The sequence below is a fragment of the Hominimerdicola alba 8 genome (assembly GCF_000178155.2).
In the GTDB taxonomy this organism is placed as follows: Bacteria; Bacillota; Clostridia; order Oscillospirales; family Ruminococcaceae; genus Hominimerdicola; species Hominimerdicola alba_C.
Window position 1 is genome coordinate 68034 of sequence record NZ_ADKM02000075.1, and the last position, 21897, is coordinate 89930.

Annotated in this window: 16 protein-coding genes; 7 read left to right on the forward strand and 9 right to left on the reverse strand. The window is 46.2% G+C overall.

The annotated features are described in order from the left end of the window. Positions 1–139: 139 nt before the first annotated feature. The 9 genes from CUS_RS07965 to dprA form a co-directional block, all read right to left on the reverse strand. On the reverse strand, positions 140–1852 hold the full coding sequence (locus CUS_RS07965; RefSeq protein WP_002849457.1) for an ABC transporter substrate-binding protein: 1713 nt from the start codon (positions 1850–1852) through the stop codon (positions 140–142). Between the two features lie 16 nt (positions 1853–1868). After that, the gene (locus CUS_RS07970) at positions 1869–2621 is read right to left on the reverse strand and encodes an ABC transporter ATP-binding protein (protein ID WP_002849503.1); all 753 of its coding nucleotides are present in this window, start codon (positions 2619–2621) and stop codon (positions 1869–1871) included. Next, positions 2615–3397, reverse strand: a complete 783-nt coding sequence (locus tag CUS_RS07975) for an ATP-binding cassette domain-containing protein (RefSeq protein WP_002849256.1) — start codon at positions 3395–3397, stop codon at positions 2615–2617. Before CUS_RS07975 ends, CUS_RS07970 begins: the two co-directional genes overlap by 7 nt. A 1-nt stretch (position 3398) precedes the next feature. After that, positions 3399–4217 carry an ABC transporter permease gene (locus CUS_RS07980; RefSeq protein ID WP_002849492.1) on the reverse strand — a complete coding sequence of 273 codons (819 nt, stop codon included), beginning with the start codon at positions 4215–4217 and terminating at the stop codon, positions 3399–3401. Then, positions 4207–5151: an ABC transporter permease gene (locus CUS_RS07985; protein WP_002849280.1), complete on the reverse strand. Its 945-nt coding sequence runs from the start codon at positions 5149–5151 to the stop codon at positions 4207–4209. Before CUS_RS07985 ends, CUS_RS07980 begins: the two co-directional genes overlap by 11 nt. Then, entirely contained in the window at positions 5148–6893 is a 1746-nt protein-coding gene (locus CUS_RS07990) for an ABC transporter ATP-binding protein (RefSeq protein WP_002849225.1), read from the reverse strand. Before CUS_RS07990 ends, CUS_RS07985 begins: the two co-directional genes overlap by 4 nt. Continuing rightward, entirely contained in the window at positions 6890–8611 is a 1722-nt protein-coding gene (locus tag CUS_RS07995) for an ABC transporter ATP-binding protein (RefSeq protein WP_037276925.1), read from the reverse strand. The genes CUS_RS07990 and CUS_RS07995 overlap by 4 nt, the downstream gene beginning before the upstream one ends. 111 nt (positions 8612–8722) lie before the next feature. Further along, positions 8723–9355, reverse strand: coding sequence for a TetR/AcrR family transcriptional regulator (locus tag CUS_RS08000; protein WP_002849247.1), 633 nt, complete (start codon positions 9353–9355; stop codon positions 8723–8725). Between the two features lie 480 nt (positions 9356–9835). After that, positions 9836–10702 (reverse strand): DNA-processing protein DprA, encoded by an 867-nt coding sequence (dprA, locus tag CUS_RS08005; RefSeq protein WP_002849332.1) that lies wholly within the window; start codon positions 10700–10702, stop codon positions 9836–9838. Between the two features lie 164 nt (positions 10703–10866). On the opposite strand from dprA, the gene CUS_RS08010 reads away from it, so the two are divergent. From CUS_RS08010 to CUS_RS08040, 7 genes are all read left to right on the forward strand, one after another. After that, positions 10867–13566: a glycoside hydrolase family 2 TIM barrel-domain containing protein gene (locus tag CUS_RS08010; RefSeq protein ID WP_037276926.1), complete on the forward strand. Its 2700-nt coding sequence runs from the start codon at positions 10867–10869 to the stop codon at positions 13564–13566. Between the two features lie 238 nt (positions 13567–13804). Continuing rightward, positions 13805–14806 (forward strand): hypothetical protein, encoded by a 1002-nt coding sequence (locus CUS_RS08015; protein WP_002849198.1) that lies wholly within the window; start codon positions 13805–13807, stop codon positions 14804–14806. Between the two features lie 13 nt (positions 14807–14819). After that, the gene (locus CUS_RS08020; RefSeq protein ID WP_002849289.1) at positions 14820–15653 is read left to right on the forward strand and encodes an alpha/beta hydrolase; all 834 of its coding nucleotides are present in this window, start codon (positions 14820–14822) and stop codon (positions 15651–15653) included. A 151-nt stretch (positions 15654–15804) separates the two neighbouring features. Continuing rightward, a complete protein-coding gene (locus CUS_RS08025) occupies positions 15805–16095 on the forward strand; it encodes a hypothetical protein (RefSeq protein WP_002849454.1) in 291 nt (96 codons plus the stop codon). Positions 16096–16343: 248 nt separating this feature from the next. Continuing rightward, positions 16344–17408, forward strand: coding sequence for a hypothetical protein (locus CUS_RS08030; protein ID WP_002849339.1), 1065 nt, complete (start codon positions 16344–16346; stop codon positions 17406–17408). Positions 17409–17564: 156 nt separating this feature from the next. Next, positions 17565–19601: a single-stranded-DNA-specific exonuclease RecJ gene (gene recJ / locus CUS_RS08035; protein WP_037276927.1), complete on the forward strand. Its 2037-nt coding sequence runs from the start codon at positions 17565–17567 to the stop codon at positions 19599–19601. Between the two features lie 3 nt (positions 19602–19604). Then, positions 19605–21896 (forward strand): RelA/SpoT family protein, encoded by a 2292-nt coding sequence (locus CUS_RS08040; RefSeq protein WP_002849325.1) that lies wholly within the window; start codon positions 19605–19607, stop codon positions 21894–21896. The last annotated feature ends 1 nt before the right edge of the window (position 21897 follow it).

Sequence of the window (21897 nt, forward strand, 5' to 3'; positions counted from 1 at the left end):
AAAAAGCAAACATTTTACCGAAAGCGATGGCTAATGACTTATGATTCGGCAAAGAATAAAAACCTACCTGTAGAAAGAACAGCCCCGAAAAAACTTGTGAGCAGTTTTCGGGGTTTTGTTCATTTTTCTGTTTATGATATCAGTTCAGCTTTATAGCGGCTACATCAACATGGTTGGGAATGCTGTTGAATGTGTATGAAGCGACCTTATCACTGTTATATACCACATACTCGTTTCTGTAATTGAGCGGTATCACAACACTGCTCTCGTTGGCGGAGTTCAGCGCCTTTGTGTATATATCCTGTATCTTTTCATTGTCATCATAAGTATAAAGACCTTTGATAAGTTCCTTCGCTTCTGTTTCTGACATTGTGGCAAGTGCCTTAGCTACCTGCGGGTCGGTTGAGTAGATGCCGTCAGCCGCAGTGTAGTCGGTCGATGGGTACATGTTTGCTACAAATGTGTAGGGGTCATATGGGAACCAATAGCTGATGTAAGCAGTCATCTCATAATCTACCTGCGAGAATATCTTGTCAAAGAATGTCATCAGGTCGAGCGGTTCGGTCTTTATTTCGATCCCGAGTTCCTGCATTGTCTGCTGATAGTAGAGTACCACATCATCATACACACCCGTTGCAGGGTAGGTGATGGTGTAGGAAAGCTCTGTGCCGTCCTTGTCGCGGACACTGTTGCCGTCTGAGTCTTTCCAGCCGTTGTCTTCCAGCAGTTTAACCGCACCGTCAAAGTCAAATTCGGGAGTTTTGGTATTATACTTGCAGAAAGGCATATCCGACGGCATTACCGAGTCGGCAGGTGTGCGCAGTCCCGAATACATATTTTCTGCAACGGAAGATTTGTCTATCGCCATTTGTATAGCAGTGCGAACGTTAATGTCATCAAGACCTTTTACCTCGTCATTGAGTGCGATAAACTCTGTCACAAAGTTGAAGTCGGAAACTTCGCCCTTTATGCCGTCAGTCTGTGAAAGTTCAAGATAAGAAGCCGCATCAAGCGTTTCCGAACCGATGATAAAGTCCACTTCGCCCGCTCTCATTGCAGTAACCTTTGATTCGGGTATCACTTTTACGGTGAAGCTGTCAGCATCGGGGGCATCTCCCCAGTAATTCGGGTTTTTTACGAACTTGTATTCAGTCGCAGTGTCATTTACACTCTCAAACATATACGGACCGGTACCGGGTGTATGCTCCATAAGGTATTCTTCGTTTACAGAGCCGTCATCATTAAAAGCGGCAGGTGCGAGGATACCTCTGGGCATATCCATCGCAAGGTCATTCAGCACGTTGTAGTAGGGGCGTGAAAGGTGGAAAGATACAGTGTAGTCGTCATCTGCCGTGACTTCCGTTACCAGCGTGTCAAGCTGACCGTAGTTGGTGCTTGCACCAAGAGTCGGGCGCATGTTGTCAAAATACAGCTTGACTGCCTGCGCGTTGAAGTCGGTGCCGTCGTTGAATTTTACACCCTCGCGCAGTTTGAATGTGTATGTAAGTCCGTCATCGGAGGAATTCCACTCTGTAGCAAGGCATGGAACATATTCGCCGTCCTTGTATTTGACCAGCGGTTCATAGAAATTGTTGGCGTAGTAGGTATTTTCATACACCATCACACCCTGACCGAATCCCATTGAGAACGGTGCGCTCTGTGCGATGGTAATGTTCTTGCCGCCGTCAGCAGTTGTATCACTGTCGGCAGGCTTGCCGCTGTCAGTAACACTTTTTGCTGTCGCCGTACTGTCAGATGTTTTCTGAGATGAGTCTTCCGATGAACTGCCGCAGCCTGCGAACATCGTCAGTGACATTATCAGTGCCATTATCATTGTGGTTTTTCTTTTCATAATACTTACTCCTTTACTATATTTGCAGGGCTTGCCGCTTGTATTCGGCTGCCCTTACAAGTTCTTTTGAATAGTCTTCTTTAAAGTCAAGAAAACTTTTTGGCCGATCAAGCGTTTCGATTATATTTCCCGAACGCATGACATATATCCTGTCAGCCATGAACATGGCTGTATCAAGATCGTGGGTTATTATCAGAAATCCTGTTTCAAGTTTTTCACGCAGCTTTTTCAGCATAGTGAGTATACATCTGCGCAGCGTCACATCAAGTCCGCTGAACGCCTCGTCAAATATGATATATTTCGGCTCGGCTGCAAGGGCGCGGGCGATGCACAGCCTTTTCTGCTGACCGCCCGAAAGTTCGGTGACTTTGTTTTTCAGCTTCTCTTTCGGAAACTTCACCATATCACACAGTTCTTCGATGCGCCTTGCTCTCTGTACCTTCTCCATTTTTATCAGCAGTTTCAGCGGCTCGTCAATTACCTGACGAGCGCTTTGATGCGGGTCAAGGGAGCTTGCAGCGTCCTGCATGACCAGCTGTATAAGTCTTCTATCTGTTTTAGCAGATATTAGGTCTGAATTGCTGTCATCAAGCAGTATCCTGCCGCTGTCGGGCTTTTCTATAAGCGAGAGCATTCTTGCAAGCGTGCTTTTTCCGCTGCCGCTTTCACCGACTATGACTGTGACTGCATTATCTTTAATTTCCAGTGAAACGCCGTTCACAGCAGTCTGCTGACCGTATTTTTTCGTTACATTCTCCGTTCTCAGCATACGTCCTCCCTGAAAAGTACGCTTGCCGCCGCAAGTTCGTGTGTGTACTCTGTTTGCGGCGATGTGAACACATCGAGAGTCTTGCCCTTTTCGATTATGTTCCCCGACTTCATAACGGCGACTTTGTCGCAAAGCCTTGCCGCAACACCGAAATCATGCGTGATAATTATCATTGACATACCGTTCTTCCGCTGTTGTTCAAGCTGTTTCAGTATCATGTATTCACTGGCGGCATCGACTGCGGTGGTGCATTCATCGGCAATAAGCAGTTCGGGCTTTTTCATAAGTGTAACTGATATCATCACACGCTGTAACATACCGCCCGAAAGTTCATCGGGATAGCTTTTCAGTATCTTCTTCATATCAGCAAGATTTACACTTTTCAGTGCGCTGTCAAGCTGTTCGTAAAATAACTGTTTCGCATTTCTGCCTTTGAGTTCAAAGCCCATTTCTATCTGCTTGCCAAGACGCATCATAGGAGCAAAAGCTGTCATGGGGTCTTGCATTATCATTGCTGTCTGTTCTCCGCGCCAGCCTCTAGGCATATTTCCTTTTTTGCTGAGTATCTCTTCATTTTTCCATAAGATGTTTCCGCCGATATCGAACATACGTCTGTTCAGCAGCCCCATGACCGCTTTCGCGGTAATGCTCTTGCCGCTTCCGCTTTCGCCTATAAGACCGAGCGTTTCGCCCTTGCCGACTTCAAAGCTGATGCTCTTTACCAGCCTTTCTTTGGCAGACCTTGCTGTTATTTCAAGTCCATTTACTTTAAGCATGTCAGTTCTCCTTTGGGTCGCAGATATCGCGAAGTGCTTCACCGAAAAGATTGAATCCTGCCGCCGCAAAAAGAATGCAAAGTCCGGGATAAACGATAAGTTCGGGGTGGCTGAACACCAGCTTGTTTGCACCCACCAGCATAGCGCCCCATTCTGCTGTGCCTGTTTCAAGTCCCAGACCAAGAAAAGCATAGCTTGATATCATGATGATAACGCCCGAAAGCCCTGTGCTGTACAAGACCAGCAGGTGCGGAAAGATATTCGGTATGATGTGCCGTATGATGATACGCATTTGTGAACAGCCCGACATTCGGCAGGTGATGATATACGGCTTGTTCTTTTCGCGGATAACATATGTCCTGACCACTTGTGCATTCCACACCCACATCGCCGCAGCGATGGAGATAACTATGCTGAGTGCCTTTGACTCGAAAAGTCCCACAAGGGTCATCGCCACAAGAAAGGGCGGCAGTGCCATGAAGATATCCGAAACTATCACAAACAACCTGTCAACTATACCGCCGATGTATGCACACACTGTCGCAAGCAGAACACTTATCACAGCTATAGCCGCAATCGTCGGAAGTGCGATCGACATCGAAACTCTTGCGCCGTATATCAGTCTGGAAGCGATACAGTGCCCCATATCATCAGTCCCCAGCGGATACTTTTCGGACGGCTCTGCAAATTTCTGCATTATGTTTATCTTTTCCGGGTCATTGGGGGCAAACGCAGGTGCAAACACCATGACCGCAAACACTGTCAGCATCATCGCAAGCCCTATCACAGCCTGCGGTTTTCGCAGTATCTTATGTATCATACACACGCTCCTTTGTATGCTTTTTCGGGTCAAGTACTGCATTTATGATCTCTGCAAGAAAATTTACCGCAACAAATATCACGGCTATGACAAGCACGCAGGCGTTGATGGTAACCGTATCTCTTGAACCCAGTGCTGTTACCAGCATCGAGCCGATGCCGGGTATGGAAAAGACAAATTCTATCATTGCACTGCCTGCGATGGTAAATCCGAAACTTTGTCCTAAAAGTGTCACAAGCGGCGGAAGTGCATACCTGCTGACCATTCCCGCTATCTTTATCTCGGATATTCCCCTCGCCCTTGCATACATTACAAAATCGCTGTTGTAGCCGTCAAGGAGCGAAGAACGAAATACCCTGATATTCGCGGCAGATGTTGGTATCGCCACCGCAAGTGCGGGGAGTATGAAGTCTTTCAGGTCATCTGCGCCCATTATGGAAAACAGCGGTATGTTCACCGCAAAGGCAAGCATCAGCATGAATCCTATCCAGTAATTCGGTACAGACATACATACTATCCCGAACAGATAGATGCTTTTGTCTGCGATACCGCCTTTTCCTGATGCCGACCATACCCCAAGCGGTATACTCAGCAGTGCTGTGAACAACAGTGCCATCGACGCAAGTTTGAGTGTAGGCTGAAGAGATGCTGACAACTCGTTTATGATAGGTTTTCCCGTATTGTAGGAATTTCCGAATTCGCCGCTGACAGCCTTTGACAGCCAAGCTGCATACTGCTTTGCGAGCGGCTGGTCAAGACCAAGTTCATGCCGCACCTGTGTGACCTGTTCGGCAGTCGGACGGGTGAACCTGCGTACTGCCAACGCCTGTGCCGCATCAACAATCGAAAGACTTGTGTAGAAGAAGGTCAGCAGAGTTACGCCGAAAAGCACTACCGCAAGCACCAAAAGTCTTGAAAGTATGCGCTTTATCATGTTTTCTGCCCTGCAATGTGCCAGCTTTCAGCTTGCTGACGCTGGGTTATAAATCTCGAATAGATACCGTCCTGCGCCGCAAGTTCAGCATGCGTGCCTTTCTGAACGATGTGTCCGCCGTCAAGCACAAGTATCTGATCCGCCTTGCGGACAGTTTTCAGCCTGTGGGCTATCATGATGATGGTCTTGTCTTTCATGAGTGCTTCGATAGCCGCTTGCAGTCTGTCTTCGTTTTCGGGGTCAACGTTGGCAGTGGCTTCATCAAGGATAATGATGGGAGAATTTTTCAGTATCGCCCTTGCGATGGATAATCTCTGCCTTTCACCGCCCGAAAGGGAAGCGCCGCCCTCTTCCAGCACTGTTTCATAGCCGTTTGGCAGCTGCATGATGAAATCGTGACAGCATGCTTTTTTCGCCGCTTCAACGACCTGTTCGCGGGTGGCATTCGGTCTGCCGAACTTTATATTGTTTTCCACCGTATCGCTGAAAAGATAGACATTCTGGAAAACCATACTGATATTCTTCATAAGGCTGTCAAGGGTAAAGTCACGCACATCTTCTCCGCCTATCGTCACCTTGCCGCCGTTTACGTCCCAGAAGCGGGCGATAAGACTGCACATGGTAGTTTTGCCCGAACCTGACGGTCCTACTATAGCGGTAGTGGTCTTTTGCTTTACATTAAAGGAAACTCCGTCAAGTATTTTCCTTTCACCGTAGGAAAAGCTGACATTTTCAAAGGCGATATCATGCGTTTTCGGAACGATATCTCTGCCGCCCTCGTCCATGACCGGTACATTGTCAGTTTCATTAGCCTTGTCGATAGAACTTTCTGCTATGCGCAGAGTTGCAATGCTTATGCCTGCACTTTTCATCTGCTCAAACACCATGAATGCCGCCACGAACATCATCATAGCATCAGCAAGTCCCATAGTTCCGTTTACATAGAGTGCCGCAGTAACTATCATGATGATGACCGCAAACAGGTTCAGTACTATCTGCTGGAATATCTGATAAGGTGTCATCTGTTTTTCGATGGCAAGGTTTTTATTACAGCTGTCCTCTATCGCACTATTTACTGCACTGCCAGCCTTTTCGCCCAGATGAAAACACTTTATGACGCTTATGCCCTGCACCGCTTCGAGGACTTTTTCGACAAGCGTTTCCTGTGCACGCTGTCTTTCGGGAGCGCTTTTGCGCGAATGCTTTTCCTGTAAAGAGGTAGTCCATATGAACGCCGCCATACCGATGAATACTATTATGCCTATACGCCAATCAAACAAAAGCACCGACAGCGCAAATACTACGGAGTTGATAAAACCGCCAAGCACCGTTACCAGCACAACGGGCGCTGTGTTCTCAACATCGGTGAGGGTCGTGGTGGTTATGGCTGTCATCTGACCCAAGTTGTTTTTGTTGAAATACCCCATCGGGACTGAGCGCAGCTTATTGCCTATCGAGATACGCTTGTTCGCAACCATGAAGTATCCCGCGTGTACTCTCTGAAGCTGAGAAAAAGTGTTCAGAACTATCCTTCCACCAATACTCAGTATCATGATACCAAAGGCATAAAGCGCAGTCCTCTTTGATGTATCGCCGCTTGTCAGTGCTTTGAGCACAACATACACTGCCGCAAATTGCAGTGCATAGAATATCGAATGAAGCAGTGCAAGTACGATGGATCTTTTGATATTTTTCTGTTCACTGCCTGCAAAATCCCATATTTTTTTGAATGCGCCTATCATTCTGCCGCACCTCCTTTTGTGCCTGTGTGAGCCTGCCACATGCTGCGGTAAAGCTGTGAATGTCTCAGCAGTTCATCATGTCTGCCATGTGCGGAAACTGTGCCGTTTTCCATGACGATTATGTTATCCGCATCGGTTATGGTGGAAAGTCGGTGGGCTATGACTATGACAGTCTTGCCCTGAACGAGCTTTGCTATAGCGCTCTGTATAACGGCTTCGTTCTCAGGGTCGATGTATGCAGTAGCTTCATCGAGTATCACTATCGGCGCATTTTTCAGCATAGCCCTTGCGATGGCTATACGCTGTCTTTCTCCGCCCGAAAGATGCCCGCCTGCACTTCCGACCACTGTCTGATAGCCCTTGTCCAGACCTCTTATAAATTCGTCACAGCCTGCCGCTTTTGCCGCCGCCACGACTTCTTCATCTGTTGCGCCCGCTTTGCCCTTGCGGATATTTTCCATGACCGTTTCATCAAACAGGAAGTTGTTCTGCTCAACATAAGCTATCTGTTCTGCCTGCACTTCAAGGGGGATATCACTTACATTCTGTCCGCCGATGATAAGTTCGCCGTCCGTAACGTCCCAGAAGCCCGCTATCAGTTTTGCAACAGTAGATTTACCGCTGCCCGAATGCCCTACAAGTGATGTGACTTTGCCTTCGGGGATAGTAAGGTCTATATTTTTCAGTGCATCATTTTCGTTGTCATAGCTGAAAGTTACATTTCTGAATTCTATCGTATTTCCGTTCATTTTTGTCACTTTTCCTGTTCTGTTTATCTCACGGCTTTCAAGCACTTCGTTTATCTGTCCCATAACGGTGCTTACCCGCGCGATATTATCTGTATAATTCATAGCGGCGATAAGCGGTTCAAGCAGACCGAGCGAAAGAATTATCATCGTGACGAAAGCGCCTGCTGTCAGACTTCCCGACGCATAGAAAATAAATCCGAAAGGCAGTACTGTCAGCAGTACTGACGGTGTTATGGCATTATAGGCTGACATAGCCCACTGTGCGCTCTTCATCCAGCCGTAGAAAAACGCCGCATTTTCGTTGACTGCCGTTTCATATTTTTCGTAGGAACTTTCACTCCGGCTGAACGCCTTGATGACCTCGATGCCGCCCATATATTCAACGATAGCATTTGTCATCCTGCCGCCTATCTCCACCGATCTTCCGTAGTTCTCGCCGTAGCTTTTCATGGTGGTGCTCATGACTGCCATTCCGACAGGAATAGTTATAAGTGATATTAGCGCGAGCCGCCAGTCCAGCGTGAACAGGTACAGCAGCATCAGCAAAGGCGCGAGGACATTTGCTGTCATCTCAGGCAGAAGATGTGCCAGCGGGACTTCTATGCTCTCGACTCTGTCAACGATAACTTCCTTGTAATGACCCGAATGAGAACCGAGTATCGTTCCCATCGGCATTTTTGTGAGTTTTGATATCAGTCTTTGGCGTATCTCTTTCATCGTGAGATAGGTAGCTGTGTGGGAAATACTTGTGGATATGCCGTTAAATATACCCTTTGAGATATATCCCACAGCCGCAGCCGCGCACCACATCACAAAGAACGACATATCTTTCTCTTCGTGCCCTATCATAGCCGTGACCATTTTTGCCACCGCAAAGTATGGTACCATTCCGCATGCCACCGAAATGACCGCAAGCACGACCGAACATACATATTTTCTTTTGTATGACCCGGCATACTGCATTATCATACTAAATGGCGAATTTTTTTTCTCCAATCCATACACCTCTCTGCAATAAGTTTGTTGAACCTAACTTTAGCCCGTAAGATAAGGCAATGCTTTGCGGCATTGCCTGTCATATCACGGATTGAACAGTTTATCCCAGCCGTGTGAGAAAAAATCCTGCAACTGTGATATATGCACCTGTGCTTCTTCTTTGCTCATATCGTGGCGGATGACCTCGAAAAAACCGTACATATATGAGCTGCAAAGCTGATGTATAAGCAGTTTTCCTGCACGCCCCGATGATATGACATCATTCCCCGTGTCTTCGATGTATTTGAGGGTGTATTTTTCATCAAGTTCTGCGATATCCTCGATGAATCTGCCGTACTTCGTTCCCTCAGCGCAGCATATCAGCAGCTTGAACGCATCGAAACTGTCATACATAAGGTCAATTATGCTCTGCATGTAGCCCTTATGTTCATTTTCAAACTCCTCATCGTGGAACAACTCGCGCTGTTCTTCGACAGGGCGCTGACTGTACCCCTGCATATGCTGTTCAAAAAAGTCAGTTAGTTCTTTCGCCTGCTTTTCGACCAGCGCACAGAACAGCCCCTCTTTGTCCTCATATCTTGTATAGATAGAACGCGGGGTAGTACCTGCATTTTCTGCGATAGTCCGCATCGATGCACCGTTATAGCCGTTAGCCAGAAACTCCTGCATAGCACATTCAAGCAGTTTTTCGGTAACGCCCTCGACTCTGTTAGCCATAAAGCACCTCCTATATTTGCAACAGTAATGTGAAACAATGTTGCGCAACGATGTTTTAAAATATATCATATTACTTTTTATTTGTCAATAGGCATTCATATACTTTAAATAAACTATAAAAATTTATTATAGTTGAAAATAATTGTGAGATCAATATAATGGTAAATGCTTTCAAGAAAATGCTTCAGAGGTTTTTGAAACCAATATTACATGCAAAAAAGAGTGCCATACACCTTAACGGTGCATGACACTCATTCATAGCATCTGTCTGAAAAATCATTTATGGTTATCACGCTGACACACCACAAAAAACAGCGATCTAGCAGAACTTAAAGTGGTTGACGGATATCTTTCCCCCCGCCGCAGGCGGGGGAAAGATATCCTGCGATCAATTATCCTTTTGTTTACCGCATTTTCAGCCGGTGTGCTAAAGGGATGGTCATAAAATCATTTGTGAGTACCGACCAAAAACATTCGTTTTTATAATTCTGTCAGTATATCTTCCGGCGAGTATGCAGGCGATGCGCCATCGCGAAGGAGTGAGGTCTGTCCTCTGAATTCTTCTGCAAAGACATCACAGGGCGGTATTACGAAAATATCTTTACCCTGGTCGAGTGCGTGGCTCGCAGTGTTTAGTGAGCCGCTCTTTTCACTTGCCTGCACCACCAGTACAGCTTTTGCAAGACCGGCTATCATACGGTTCCTGATGGTGAAATATGTTCTGTCAGGGCTTTCCAGCGGCGGATATTCTGAGATGACTGCGCCGTTGTTTGCAATGGCTTCTTTCAGCTGACCGTTGCCGCGCGGATAATCGTAGTGTATCCCGCAGCCAAGCACCGCGACAGTCTTGCCGCCTGCGTTGACAGCGCCCCAGTGTGCTGCACTGTCTATGCCTTTGGCAAATCCGCTGATTATCGGGTGACCTTCTTTGGCAATGTCGGCGGCAAACGCACCTGCTACTTTTATCGAATATGGCGTTGCGCTTCTGGCACCGACTATAGTAAGTGCGTGCTTGTTTTCAAGTACATACGGACTGCCCAGACAGTAGAATGCCAGCGGCGGGCTATCGATGTGTCTGAAATTTTCGGGGTAGCCATCATCGGTGCGGGTTATGATGTTGATGTCGTTCTTGTCACAGTAATCATATACTTCTGCGGCAAAGTTCAGATCAAAGGCTTTGGCTTTTGCAGTCATCTCATGCGGGATATGACTGTCACTGCCCGATATCAGAACACTGTACAGTTCGGCAGGGTCGTCGTAGACCTCAAACAATTCCTGTACCTTAATGTCACCGGGCTTGAAGATAAGTGACAGTGCAAATAACGCTTCTCTTGATGTCATATTCATAATATCACCCCTTGTTCGGTTTTGTTTTATCTTATTGTATCATATATTTTTGTGGATTTCAACATATTTTTCTATTATTCGCTTGAAGTAGAAAAATTTAATTGAAATAACAAAAAAAATGTGATATAATATATTTGCATTTCAGTGATAGGAGATGGTGTGTTATGATAAATAAAATCGACTTGTGCGGGGCTTGGGAACTTGCACTTGACTATGACTGCAAAGGTGAAAATATTCAATATAGCGAATATATTAATTTGCCCAATACAACTTCAAATGCACGCAAAGGCAAACCGAACAACAAGCGTGAAACAGGTTACCTGACCGATACATATAAATTTGAGGGCTGGGCGTGGTTTAGGCGTATGATCGATACAAGTGCCATGGATTGTTCAGCACTTGAACTTTTCCTTGAACGTACCAGGATAACTGAGGTCTTTGTTGACGGGAGATCACTGGGCGTACAGGAGAGTTTTGTTGCGCCTCATGTTTATGACTTGACAGAGTATATCGGAACAGGTGAACATGAACTTGTCATAAAGGTGGCAAATGTCGGTTATAAAACAGGCGGCGGTCATATGACTTCACCTGACACCCAGACCAACTGGAACGGCATTGTCGGCAGGATAGAACTTATCGGCTATGGCAAAGCACACTGCAAGAATGTGGTGCTCAAAACCGATATCAGTTCAATGACTGTCAGTGTAACTGCTGATATTGTCGGCGCTGAAGAGGGAAGTGCGGTCATTTCACAGCTGGGCTTCCGTGACGTCATGATCCTCGGTCAGCCTGCAAAGTTTGCTTTTTCAGACGGAAAACTGGAAGCTGTTTACAATCTTTCAGCTGAAAGCAGACTTTGGAGCGAGTTTGACCCTGTTCTTTATGAACTTTGCATCGACATTGACGGCGATAAGAGCAGACATACCTTCGGCATCCGTGAGTTCGGGACTGACGGCGGAAAGTTCACTATAAACGGCAGAAAGACTTTCCTGCGCGGAAAGCATGATGGTCTTATCTTCCCGAAAACAGGCTTTGCTCCATGTGATGTTGACGAGTGGCTGCGCGTAATGGAGATATCCCGCTCTTTCGGCATCAATCACTACCGCTTCCACACTTGCTGCCCTCCCGAAGCTGCCTTTGTCGCGGCTGACATGCTGGGTATCTATATGGAACCTCAGCTTCCATTCTGGGGGACTATCTGCGCTGCTGACGAGGAAAACTATAATGCTGAGGAACAGCAGTTCCTTATTGACGAGGGCTTTGCTATGCTTCGTGAATTCGGCAACCACCCGTCATTCTGCATGATGTCGATGGGCAACGAGCTTTGGGGCAGTAAAGAACGTATCAACGAGATAATGGGCATGTATAAGAGCATCGATGACAGGCATCTTTACACACAAGGCTCGAACAATTTCCAGTGGTTCCCTAATGTGGTAGAGAACGATGATTTCTTTGTGGGCGTAAGGCTCGCTAAGGACAGGCTAATTCGCGGTTCGTATGCGATGTGTGATGCTCCGCTGGGGCATATACAGACAGACAAGCCAGCCGCAAACCACAGCTATGACAGCGTTATAAGACCTCAGAAACATGCGGACTCTGCCGAAGTTTCAGAGGACGGCACTGTTCAGATACAGTTCGGAACAACAATGAAGAAAGTTAAGGCAAGTGATGCCGATGCTGATTTTATCCCTGAGATACCTATCGTTACCCACGAGATAGGTCAGTTTGAAACTTACCCGAACTTTTATGAGATAGAGAAGTACACAGGTTCGATCAAGGCGCGTAACTTTGAGATCTTCCGTGAAAGACTTGAGGAAAAGGGGCTTGGTCATCTGGCTAAGGATTATTTCTACTGTTCGGGGCAGCTGGCTAAGGCTTGCTACAAGGAAGAGATGGAGTCTGTTTTCCGTTCCGAACTGCTGGGCGGGTTCCAGATACTTGATATCCAGGACTTTTCCGGTCAGGGAACTGCGCTGGTGGGCATGCTCGATGCTTTTATGGATAACAAGGGCATCATCGCCCCCGAAGAGTGGAGAGAATTCTGCAACGATGCGCTGGTTCAGGCTGTCTTTGACAGCTACACACCTCTTTCTGCGAGCAGTTTTGATATCGGCATAAGGGTCGTGAATTTCCGCCCCGACAGCCTTAAGGGAAAGAATGTCAGCTGGTCGCTGAAAGCGGAAGACTTTGAGAAAAACGGCAGTATTCACATAACCGAAGACGGTAATTATTTCAGCGCTGAACATTTTACTGTTGAACTGCCGAGTGTCGATAAGATCACCCGCGCTGAACTTTCGCTGTGCATTGACGGCACAGATATCCGCAACCATTATGAACTTGAAATAATACCAAATGTCAGTGAAGTCGATGCAGACTGCATCTTCACCGAGATCAACGGTAAGGCGGAGGAAATGCTCAGAGCAGGCGGGATCGTCATTCTCTTTAAACAGAGCGAAAATTCCATCGAAGGCTTCTATTGTCAGGACTTCTGGTGCTACCCGATGTTCGCGGGCATCTCACGAATGATGGAAAAACCTGAGCCTGTCGGCACGATGGGGCTTGTGATAGAAAATGACCATCATGCACTTGCGGGTTTTGACAGCAAGCGGTACTCTACACCCGCATGGTGGGATATCGTGCAGAATTCCCGCTGTGAGATACTTGACGGCAATGCTGACGGCAAGCATGTCATAGTCCGTATGATAGATAATTTTGAACGCAACCATGACCTTGCACTGGTATATGAATATGACTGTATGGGCGGAAAAGTCGTGGTTTGCAGCAGTGATATCGAAAAGCTGAAACAGTCTGCTGAGGGCAGAGTGTTCATCAAATCGCTGACCGATTATGCGGCAGGCAGATAGTCTTGTGCTATTTAACAAAAATTGCGGCTGAGATTTGTTGCTAGTGATGAAAGTGTATTTCAGCTTCTTTAAAATGTTGAAATCTGACAAAAAGTTATGCTATAATTATAGCAAACAACAAATTTATTCCTACATTCAGCGCTTACATACACTGTGCTTTTTGCGGCGGTGAGTGCTGAATGATGTGAAATTTATGTCGTTTACTATAGGTATATGGAAGTAAAGGTGGTGTAGCTTTATGTCTGAAACGACAAAAATTAAGGTGTATAAGTATAAGAATATTGCAGGTGCGCTTGCGGTAGTGCTGCTGGTACTGGTCGCGGTATCGACTTCGTGCAGTCCTGATGCGTCTAAGAGGAAAGCGGCTAAGCAGACTGATACTGAGGTATCTTCTGCCGAAGAGATCGAGCCTGAAAACGAAAAAATCGGCAAAAGGCTGACTAAGAACTATATCTATAAGGAAATGCAGAACGGCACTGCACTTTACAACGGGCTTCTTTTACAAGTAGACGGTCAGCACCCTTTCAAGGGGCAGACAAACAATACCGAGTCGTTGTATTCGTTCCTGTTTGACAGTAACGGCGAACAGGTCATGGCAGCAAGCTACCCCAGTGATGAAGCACTGCCTGAGATGCTGCGATCGCTCAGTGCAATGGCGGTCGATTTTGAAGGGCAGTCGGGCGGAAACGGTATGATCATGGTCACATCGCTGATACCCGCTGATGATGGTGCGCAGAAAACAGATGAAGCATACATCGGTTCGTCTGCTGACCTTATGGTGTTTGACGGCGAATCGTATCTCGAATTTACGGGTACAGAGGATTTCGCGTGGATACCCCATAACTGCTATAAATACGGTTTTATCATGCGCGGCAGTGACAGACTGAGATATATCGGCAAAGAGGCTGCTGCGGTCATAAGATATATGTCGCAGACAGACGGTTCGGCTGATCTGGAGAAATTTCAGGCTGATGTAAAGGGGTATTCCTTTGAAGAACCGCTGTTTCTGACAACAGATGACGGCATAGAGTATGCAGCATATTTTGTCCCGACCGAAGAGGGCACTATAACCACAAGCGTTCCTATTCCTGTGCGTGAGGACGAAAGCGAGTATACACATATCATATCAGGCAACAATGATGATGGATATATAGTCATCGTGAATATGTCGGATAATACCGACTCAAATATTATAAATGTTGATTCGGGGGCTGAAAGTTTACCCGAAGCTGATCAGTAAGGAGAAGATCACAATGGCAAAGGAAATCATAGAACTGAAAGTTGATTATGAAAAAGCAGGTATAAAGGATATTGGCGATAAGCCTACCCTTGAATGCTACTACAGCACACTGACCGAAGAGATCGGCAGAAAGAAGCATCGTGCGCTGATAATCTGTCCGGGCGGCGGATATGACTACTGCTCTGAGAGAGAAGCAGAGCCTATTGCATTCAGGTTTATCGCACATGGCATCAGCTGTTTTGTACTGAGGTATACCTGTCAGCGTGCTTTCCCGCAGGACGCTCTTGAGTGCGCGGCTGCTGTAAAATATGTGAGGGAGAATGCTGCAAAATACGACATTGATCCCAATAAGATAGCTGTAATGGGCTTTTCGGCGGGCGGACACCTTGCCGCGACTATGGCAAATCTTTGGAACAGCGAGATATTGACAAAACCGCTCGGCTGCACACCTGAGGATATCAAGGTAAATGCTTCTGTGCTTTGCTATGCAGTGCTGACCAGCGAACCTGAGTTTACCCATGAGGGTTCGATACAGAACTTGCTGAGAGGCAGAGAGAACGATCAGGAACTGCGTGATTTTCTGGCTATGGAGAAACGTGTCGGCGCACATACACCGCCCACTTTCCTGTGGCACTGTGCAGATGATGGCTGTGTAAGGGTGCAGAATTCGCTGTTCTACATGACTTCTCTTGCTAAATACTGGATACCTTTTGAATCGCATATATACGAGCATGGCGGTCACGGTCTGGGTCTGTGTGATGAAACTACTGCCACATGGGAGGGGCATATCCAGCCTGTTGCAGCAGCATGGGCAGATGCAGCTATCAAGTGGCTCCTCAGACTTTGAGAATTTAACATAGTTTTAAATAATGCTGAAGAATGTGAAAACGAACTAAAAAACGATTTATAGGTTATAATTTACGAAATAGGCATTATCTGCGAAAAAAAGTATGATTAAAACCGCAGTCATGTAAACAAAGAATGATAAGGATTTCTTTATGAGCAATAATTTAAAACCGTATGATATAAACTCTTTCGGTAAGGTATATTCTCCACGTGAACGTTTTGAGATAATGAATGAAAATTACAGCAAAATGTGCCTTGAGTATGCAGGAGTATGCCGAAAATATAGAAAAATAATAGATGATTATTTAAAACAGATTTTGAAATTACATCGAAGTATCGTAGGTCTTAATAATAAAATATGTGAGAAAAATCGTAAGATCAGGGATTTACAAGCTGAAATCGATAAACTGAAAGAAACTTTAGATAATCCTGTTGATCTATGACTAATGATATGTAAGTTCTGATGATCTGCTGTTTTACTTTTAATCTTAGCAGATACATTATAGATAATTACATATTGCGGACTCATTACTATCGTTTATGTGAAATTATTGTTTTGAACATGTTGAAGCACTTGAAGAAATCCTATAATTCCCAAAAACAGCCTGATGTCATGTGACTTCGGGCTGTTTTTAACCAAAAAGGTGTTTTTTGCATAATATGTACTATGATGATAATGGGAGGTACACTTATGTCAGAAAAATACTTTTTGGGCTGTATGACAGCACAGGGCTTTTCGACCGAGTTCGGCAGACTTATCGGTGAGGGCGACCGCTTTACTTATATCCTGAAAGGCGGCGCGGGTACAGGCAAGTCTTCGCTTATGAAGAGGGTAGCCGCTGAGTTCGAGTCTGACGAACATGTGGTCAGGTTCTACTGTTCCTCTGACCCCGCTTCACTGGACGCTGTATGGCTGGAAAAGTCCGATGTGCTTATGGTGGACGGAACTTCTCCGCATGTTTTTGACCCGACTTACCCCGCCGTAAAGCAGGTCATAGTTGATCTTGGCGAGCACTGGGACAGCGAAAAACTTATCCGAAATAAGGCGGATATCATTGCTGTCACCGACAAAAACAAGTCACTGCTGGCAAGGGCGAAACGATTCACGACAGCACTTTCAAATGTCTGCGGCGACAGCTTCAATTGTGCGCAGGGCTGTATCGATGAAGAAAAGCTGAACAGTTTCCTGAACAGATTTTACAAGAAGATACTTCCGAAAAAAGGAAACGGAAACGGCAGAAAAGATATCCGTCAGCTTTCGGCACTTACCGAATACGGCTGGCTTACCATGACCGAAACGCTGGAAGTTTATCAGGATATATATATGCTTCGCGATGAACACTTTGCCTGTTCGCACCATATCTGTGAACGTGTGGCGGCAGAGGCTTCGCGGCGCGGTTTTGATGTGATACTGTGTCCGTGTCACGGGCTGAACAATACAGCATATGAACATGTCATGATCCCCGAACTGGGTCTTGCACTTGCATCGGCAACTCCGCTGAATGACTTGCATATCGAAAGTGCTAAGCATATCAACCTCTCGCGTTTTTATGATAAAATGGCTGTACAGCGTTACAGGGGCAGACTTAAAATGAACAAACTGACAGCGGGAAGCCTTGCTGAGGAGGTATATGGAACTATCAAGGCGGCGAAAGATGTCCATGACGAGATAGAAAAATATTACATTGAAGCTATGGATTTTGAAGCGCTCGACAGACGAACAGATAAGCTGATAGCTGAGATAAGAAACAGATAATGATGATATATCCCCCTTGTAACAAAGGGGGATAATTGTTTAAATTGGCTATAAATTTTGACGATCGGGAATTATATATGAAAGTAATTGCCCTTGAAAAAAACGGTCTTTCGTGGTATAATAAAAAGAAAATATTTTAAAATGGGGGTAGTGTTTATGAACAGATGGAGGATAGGTAAGGCGGACAGTTCTAAGGTCGCGGAGTTTGATCAGAAGACCGACCTTAACAGGCTGACGCTGGAAGTTCTTTCCTCTCGCGGTTACAACGATCTTGACAGTATCGTGGAGTTTTTCACCGAGCAGGAACTTGAAGATCCTTTTGCCATAAAGGATATGGACAAAGCGGTCGAAACAATAAATGCGGCTGTCGATGCTTACGAACTTATCTGTATTTACGGTGACTATGACTGTGATGGCGTTACTTCGACTTCTATTCTGTTCAGCTACCTGGAAAGTACAGGCGCGAATGTAATGTACTACATACCCGAACGTGATGACGGCTATGGTCTTAATGTCAAAGCGGTCGAAGAACTGGCTGAAAAGGGCGTAAAGCTGATAGTTACGGTAGATAACGGTATATCTGCCATAAATGAAGCCGAAAGAATATATGAACTTGATATGAAGCTGGTAGTGACCGATCATCACCAGCCCGGTGAAGAACTGCCGAAGGCTGAAGCTGTGGTTGACCCCCATCAGACAGATTGCCCCAGCAAGTTTAAGGATCTTTGCGGCGCGGGTGTGGCTCTCAAGCTGTGTGCCGCGCTGGACGGCGGCAATTATGAAGCGGTCATCGAGCAGTATTCCGACCTGTGCGCCATCGGTACTGTGGCTGATGTAGTCCCGCTGAACGGTGAGAACAGGACGCTTGTGAAGACAGGTTTCAGATATCTGCCCAACACCGAGATAATTGGTCTGGATATGATGCTGGAAAAGCTGAATATCGACAGGGGACACATAGTTTCCGACCATGTGGGTTTCAGAATAGGACCTGTTATAAACGCATCGGGCAGATTCGGTTCGCCCATAACTGCTGTCAAGGCACTGTTAAGTGAAGATGATGAAGATGCTGAAAGCTACGTTGATACGATGATCACCCTTAACAACATGCGCAAGACCAGCGAGCAGGAGATACTTAAAGATATCCGTGAGTTTATAGACAGCGACCCGACCGTACTTGAACACAGGGTCATCGTACTGGCAGGTAAAGGCTGGCATCACGGCATAATCGGCATAGTTGCATCAAAGATACAGGATAAATACGGCAAGCCTACAATTATCATAACTGACGAGGGCAACGGTGAAGCAAGGGGTTCTGCGAGATCGGTCAAGGGGCTGAATATGTTCCTGTGCGTCACCTACTGTAAGGATCTGCTCACGAAATTCGGCGGTCATGAATGTGCGGCAGGCTTTTCGCTGAGATCTGAGGATATAGAAGCATTCAGGCAGAAAGTTTATGAATATTCTGCAACGCTTGAAAAGCCCGCAGTAAGAACACTTTACGCTGACAAGGTGCTCATGCCTGCGGATATCAGTGTTGATATGGTCAAGGGGCTGAATGTTCTCGAACCGCTGGGTGAGGGCAATCCGCGCCCGCTTTTTGCCATACTGGGCGCTAAGGTGACGGATATAGTCGGGCTGAAAGAGAATGCCCACACGAAGTTCACATTTGTCTATGGAGGACTCAGGGCACAGGCGCTGATGTTCGGGCATGACCCAACCAAGCTCTGCTTTACTAAGGGCGATAATGTGGATATGCTGGTACAGCTGGAGATAAACAGCTTCAATAACAAGGAGTCTGTTTCGATAAAGGTCGAGGATATCAGGCTGAGCGGTGTGAAGCAGGAAAGATATATCGCCGCAAAAGATACTTACGAAAAACTGATGAGTGGTGAAGAATTGCCTGTGAATTTCGTAAAGAAGATAATCCCCGAACGTAATGAACTGATAATGGTATACAAATACCTCAATGCTGTCAGAGAAACTTCCATGGACACATTGTTCATGCGCCTTTCAAGCGACAGTATGAATTACTGCAAGTTAAAGATAATCATAGATATATTCAAGGACAAGGAACTTATCTCTTATGAAGGATCTTCAATGAGGATAAAGCTGCTTCCTGTTTCAAAGAAGGTAGATCTGGAAGAATCGGACACGCTGGTAAAGTTAAGATCAATGATTGGAAAGGTGGAATGAGTTATGGCGGAAACAAATCGATCCAATAGTGATGAGGTACCTAAAAAGAGCAAGTACGAAATGGCAGAGGGCGGGCTGCCCATACCTGCTTATATTGTAAATGCGAGCAAACGGGTATATACCATTGATATGATAATCCAGAAGGTCATCGACAGCGAGAAGCAGTATGACCTGTCGAAGATAGTTTCGGCTTATGAATTGGCTGAAAGTTATCATCACGACCAGAAGCGTGAGTCGGGAGAACCGTATATCTCCCACCCGATAGCGGTAGCCTACATACTGCTCGAACTCGGTATGGACACCGACACAGTCTGTGCGGCGCTGCTGCATGATGTGGTGGAGGATACCGATTGTACGCTGGAACAACTCCACAAGAAGTTCGGCATTGATGTGACGATGCTTGTAAACGGCGTCACAAAGCTGGGTGCGGTGGAGATATTTACCAAAGATGAGCAGAAGGCTGAAAACATCAGAAAGATACTCCTTGCCATGAGTGAGGATATAAGAGTCATCATAATCAAGCTGGCGGACAGGCTGCATAACATGCGTACGCTGAATTTCTGCCGAGATGACAAGCGCAGGACAATAGCACGCGAAACTATGAATATATATGCGCCTATCGCTCACCGACTGGGGATAAGGTCGATAAAGGACGAACTGGAAGACCTCTCGTTCTTCTATCTTGACCCGTTCGCACACGAAGAGATAGAACAGCAGATGGCTATGCGCCGCGACAGCCGCGAAGCACTTGTTGAGAGCATCAAGGACAAGATAGCTGAAAGGCTCGCAAAGGAATTTGACCCTGCACCTAACGTATCGGGGCGTGTTAAGAGCATCTACGGCATATATAAGAAAGTCTACCGCGATGGCAAGGATATTGACGAGATATACGACCGTTATGCTGTGAGAGTTATAGTGAATACAGTCAACGAATGCTATAACGTGCTGGGCATAATACACGATATGTTCAAGCCGATACCCAACCGTTTCAAAGATTATATCTCGACCCCTAAAGCGAATATGTACCAGTCGCTTCACACAACAGTCATCGGCAGAGAAGGCATACCGTTTGAGGTGCAGATAAGAACATGGGATATGCACCGCCTTGCAGAATTCGGTATCGCAGCGCACTGGAAGTACAAAGAGGGTGTAAAGAGCAGCGCTAAGGATGATAAACGCCTTGCGTGGATAAGACAGATAATCGAGAACCAGAAAGAGTCTAATGATGTCGAAGAGATAGTCCGCGCGATAAAGAGTGACCTTTCACCTGAGGATGTTTTCGCATTTACACCGAAAGGCGATATGATAACACTGCCTGTCGGGGCAACAGTCATAGATTTCGCTTATGCGATACATACCGAAGTCGGTCATAGAATGTGCGGCGCAAAAGTCAACAAAAAGATGGTGTCATATGACCATGTGATAAGCACAGGCGAGATAATCGAGATACTCACCTCAAATGTACCCGGACATGGACCTAACAGGTCGTGGCTCAATATAGCAAAGACCAATGAGGCTAAATCCAAGATACGTTCATGGTTCAAAAAGGAACGCCGCGAAGAGAATATCTTTGAGGGCAGAGCCGCACTTGAAAGAGAATTCAGAAAACATATGATACGTGTTCCTGAGGACGAACTGGAAGAGTTCCTCAGACTGGATATGAAGCGCCATAATTGTGAAACGCTGGACGATTTCTTTGCTGCCATCGGTTATGGAGGCGTTCAGCTGTCAAAGCTGATGCAGAGGCTGAAAGACTCTTACAACAAGAAGTACGGCGAAAAAGCGGAAGAGCAGGACGAGCAGTCGCTCATAAAGCCTGTCAAGTCATCATCGGGCGTGGTGGTAGACGGCATCAACGATTGTGTGATAAAGTTTGCACAGTGCTGCAATCCGCTGCCAGGTGACGATATAATCGGCTTCATTACAAGAGGTCACGGCGTATCGGTACACAAGAGCGACTGTGCGAATTACGTAAATCAGGTCAGCAAGGGCGAAAACCTTGACCGTTGGGTAAAGGTAGTCTGGGAAAAGGGAAGCGGCAAGAGCAGCAACACTTATTTCAAGACCACACTGGATATCGTTGCGGTGGACAGGATAGGTCTGCTGGCAGATGTATCATCGGCACTGGCTATGATAAACGTTTTCATATATGAATCGACTTCGCGTGAACTGAAAAACGGCAACGCACTCATGTCGATAACAGTCAGCATAGCAGGTATGGAACAACTTAAGAATGTGATAAGCAAACTGCAAAAGATAAAGAATGTCATCTCCGTTGAGAGAAGCGGAAAGTAGG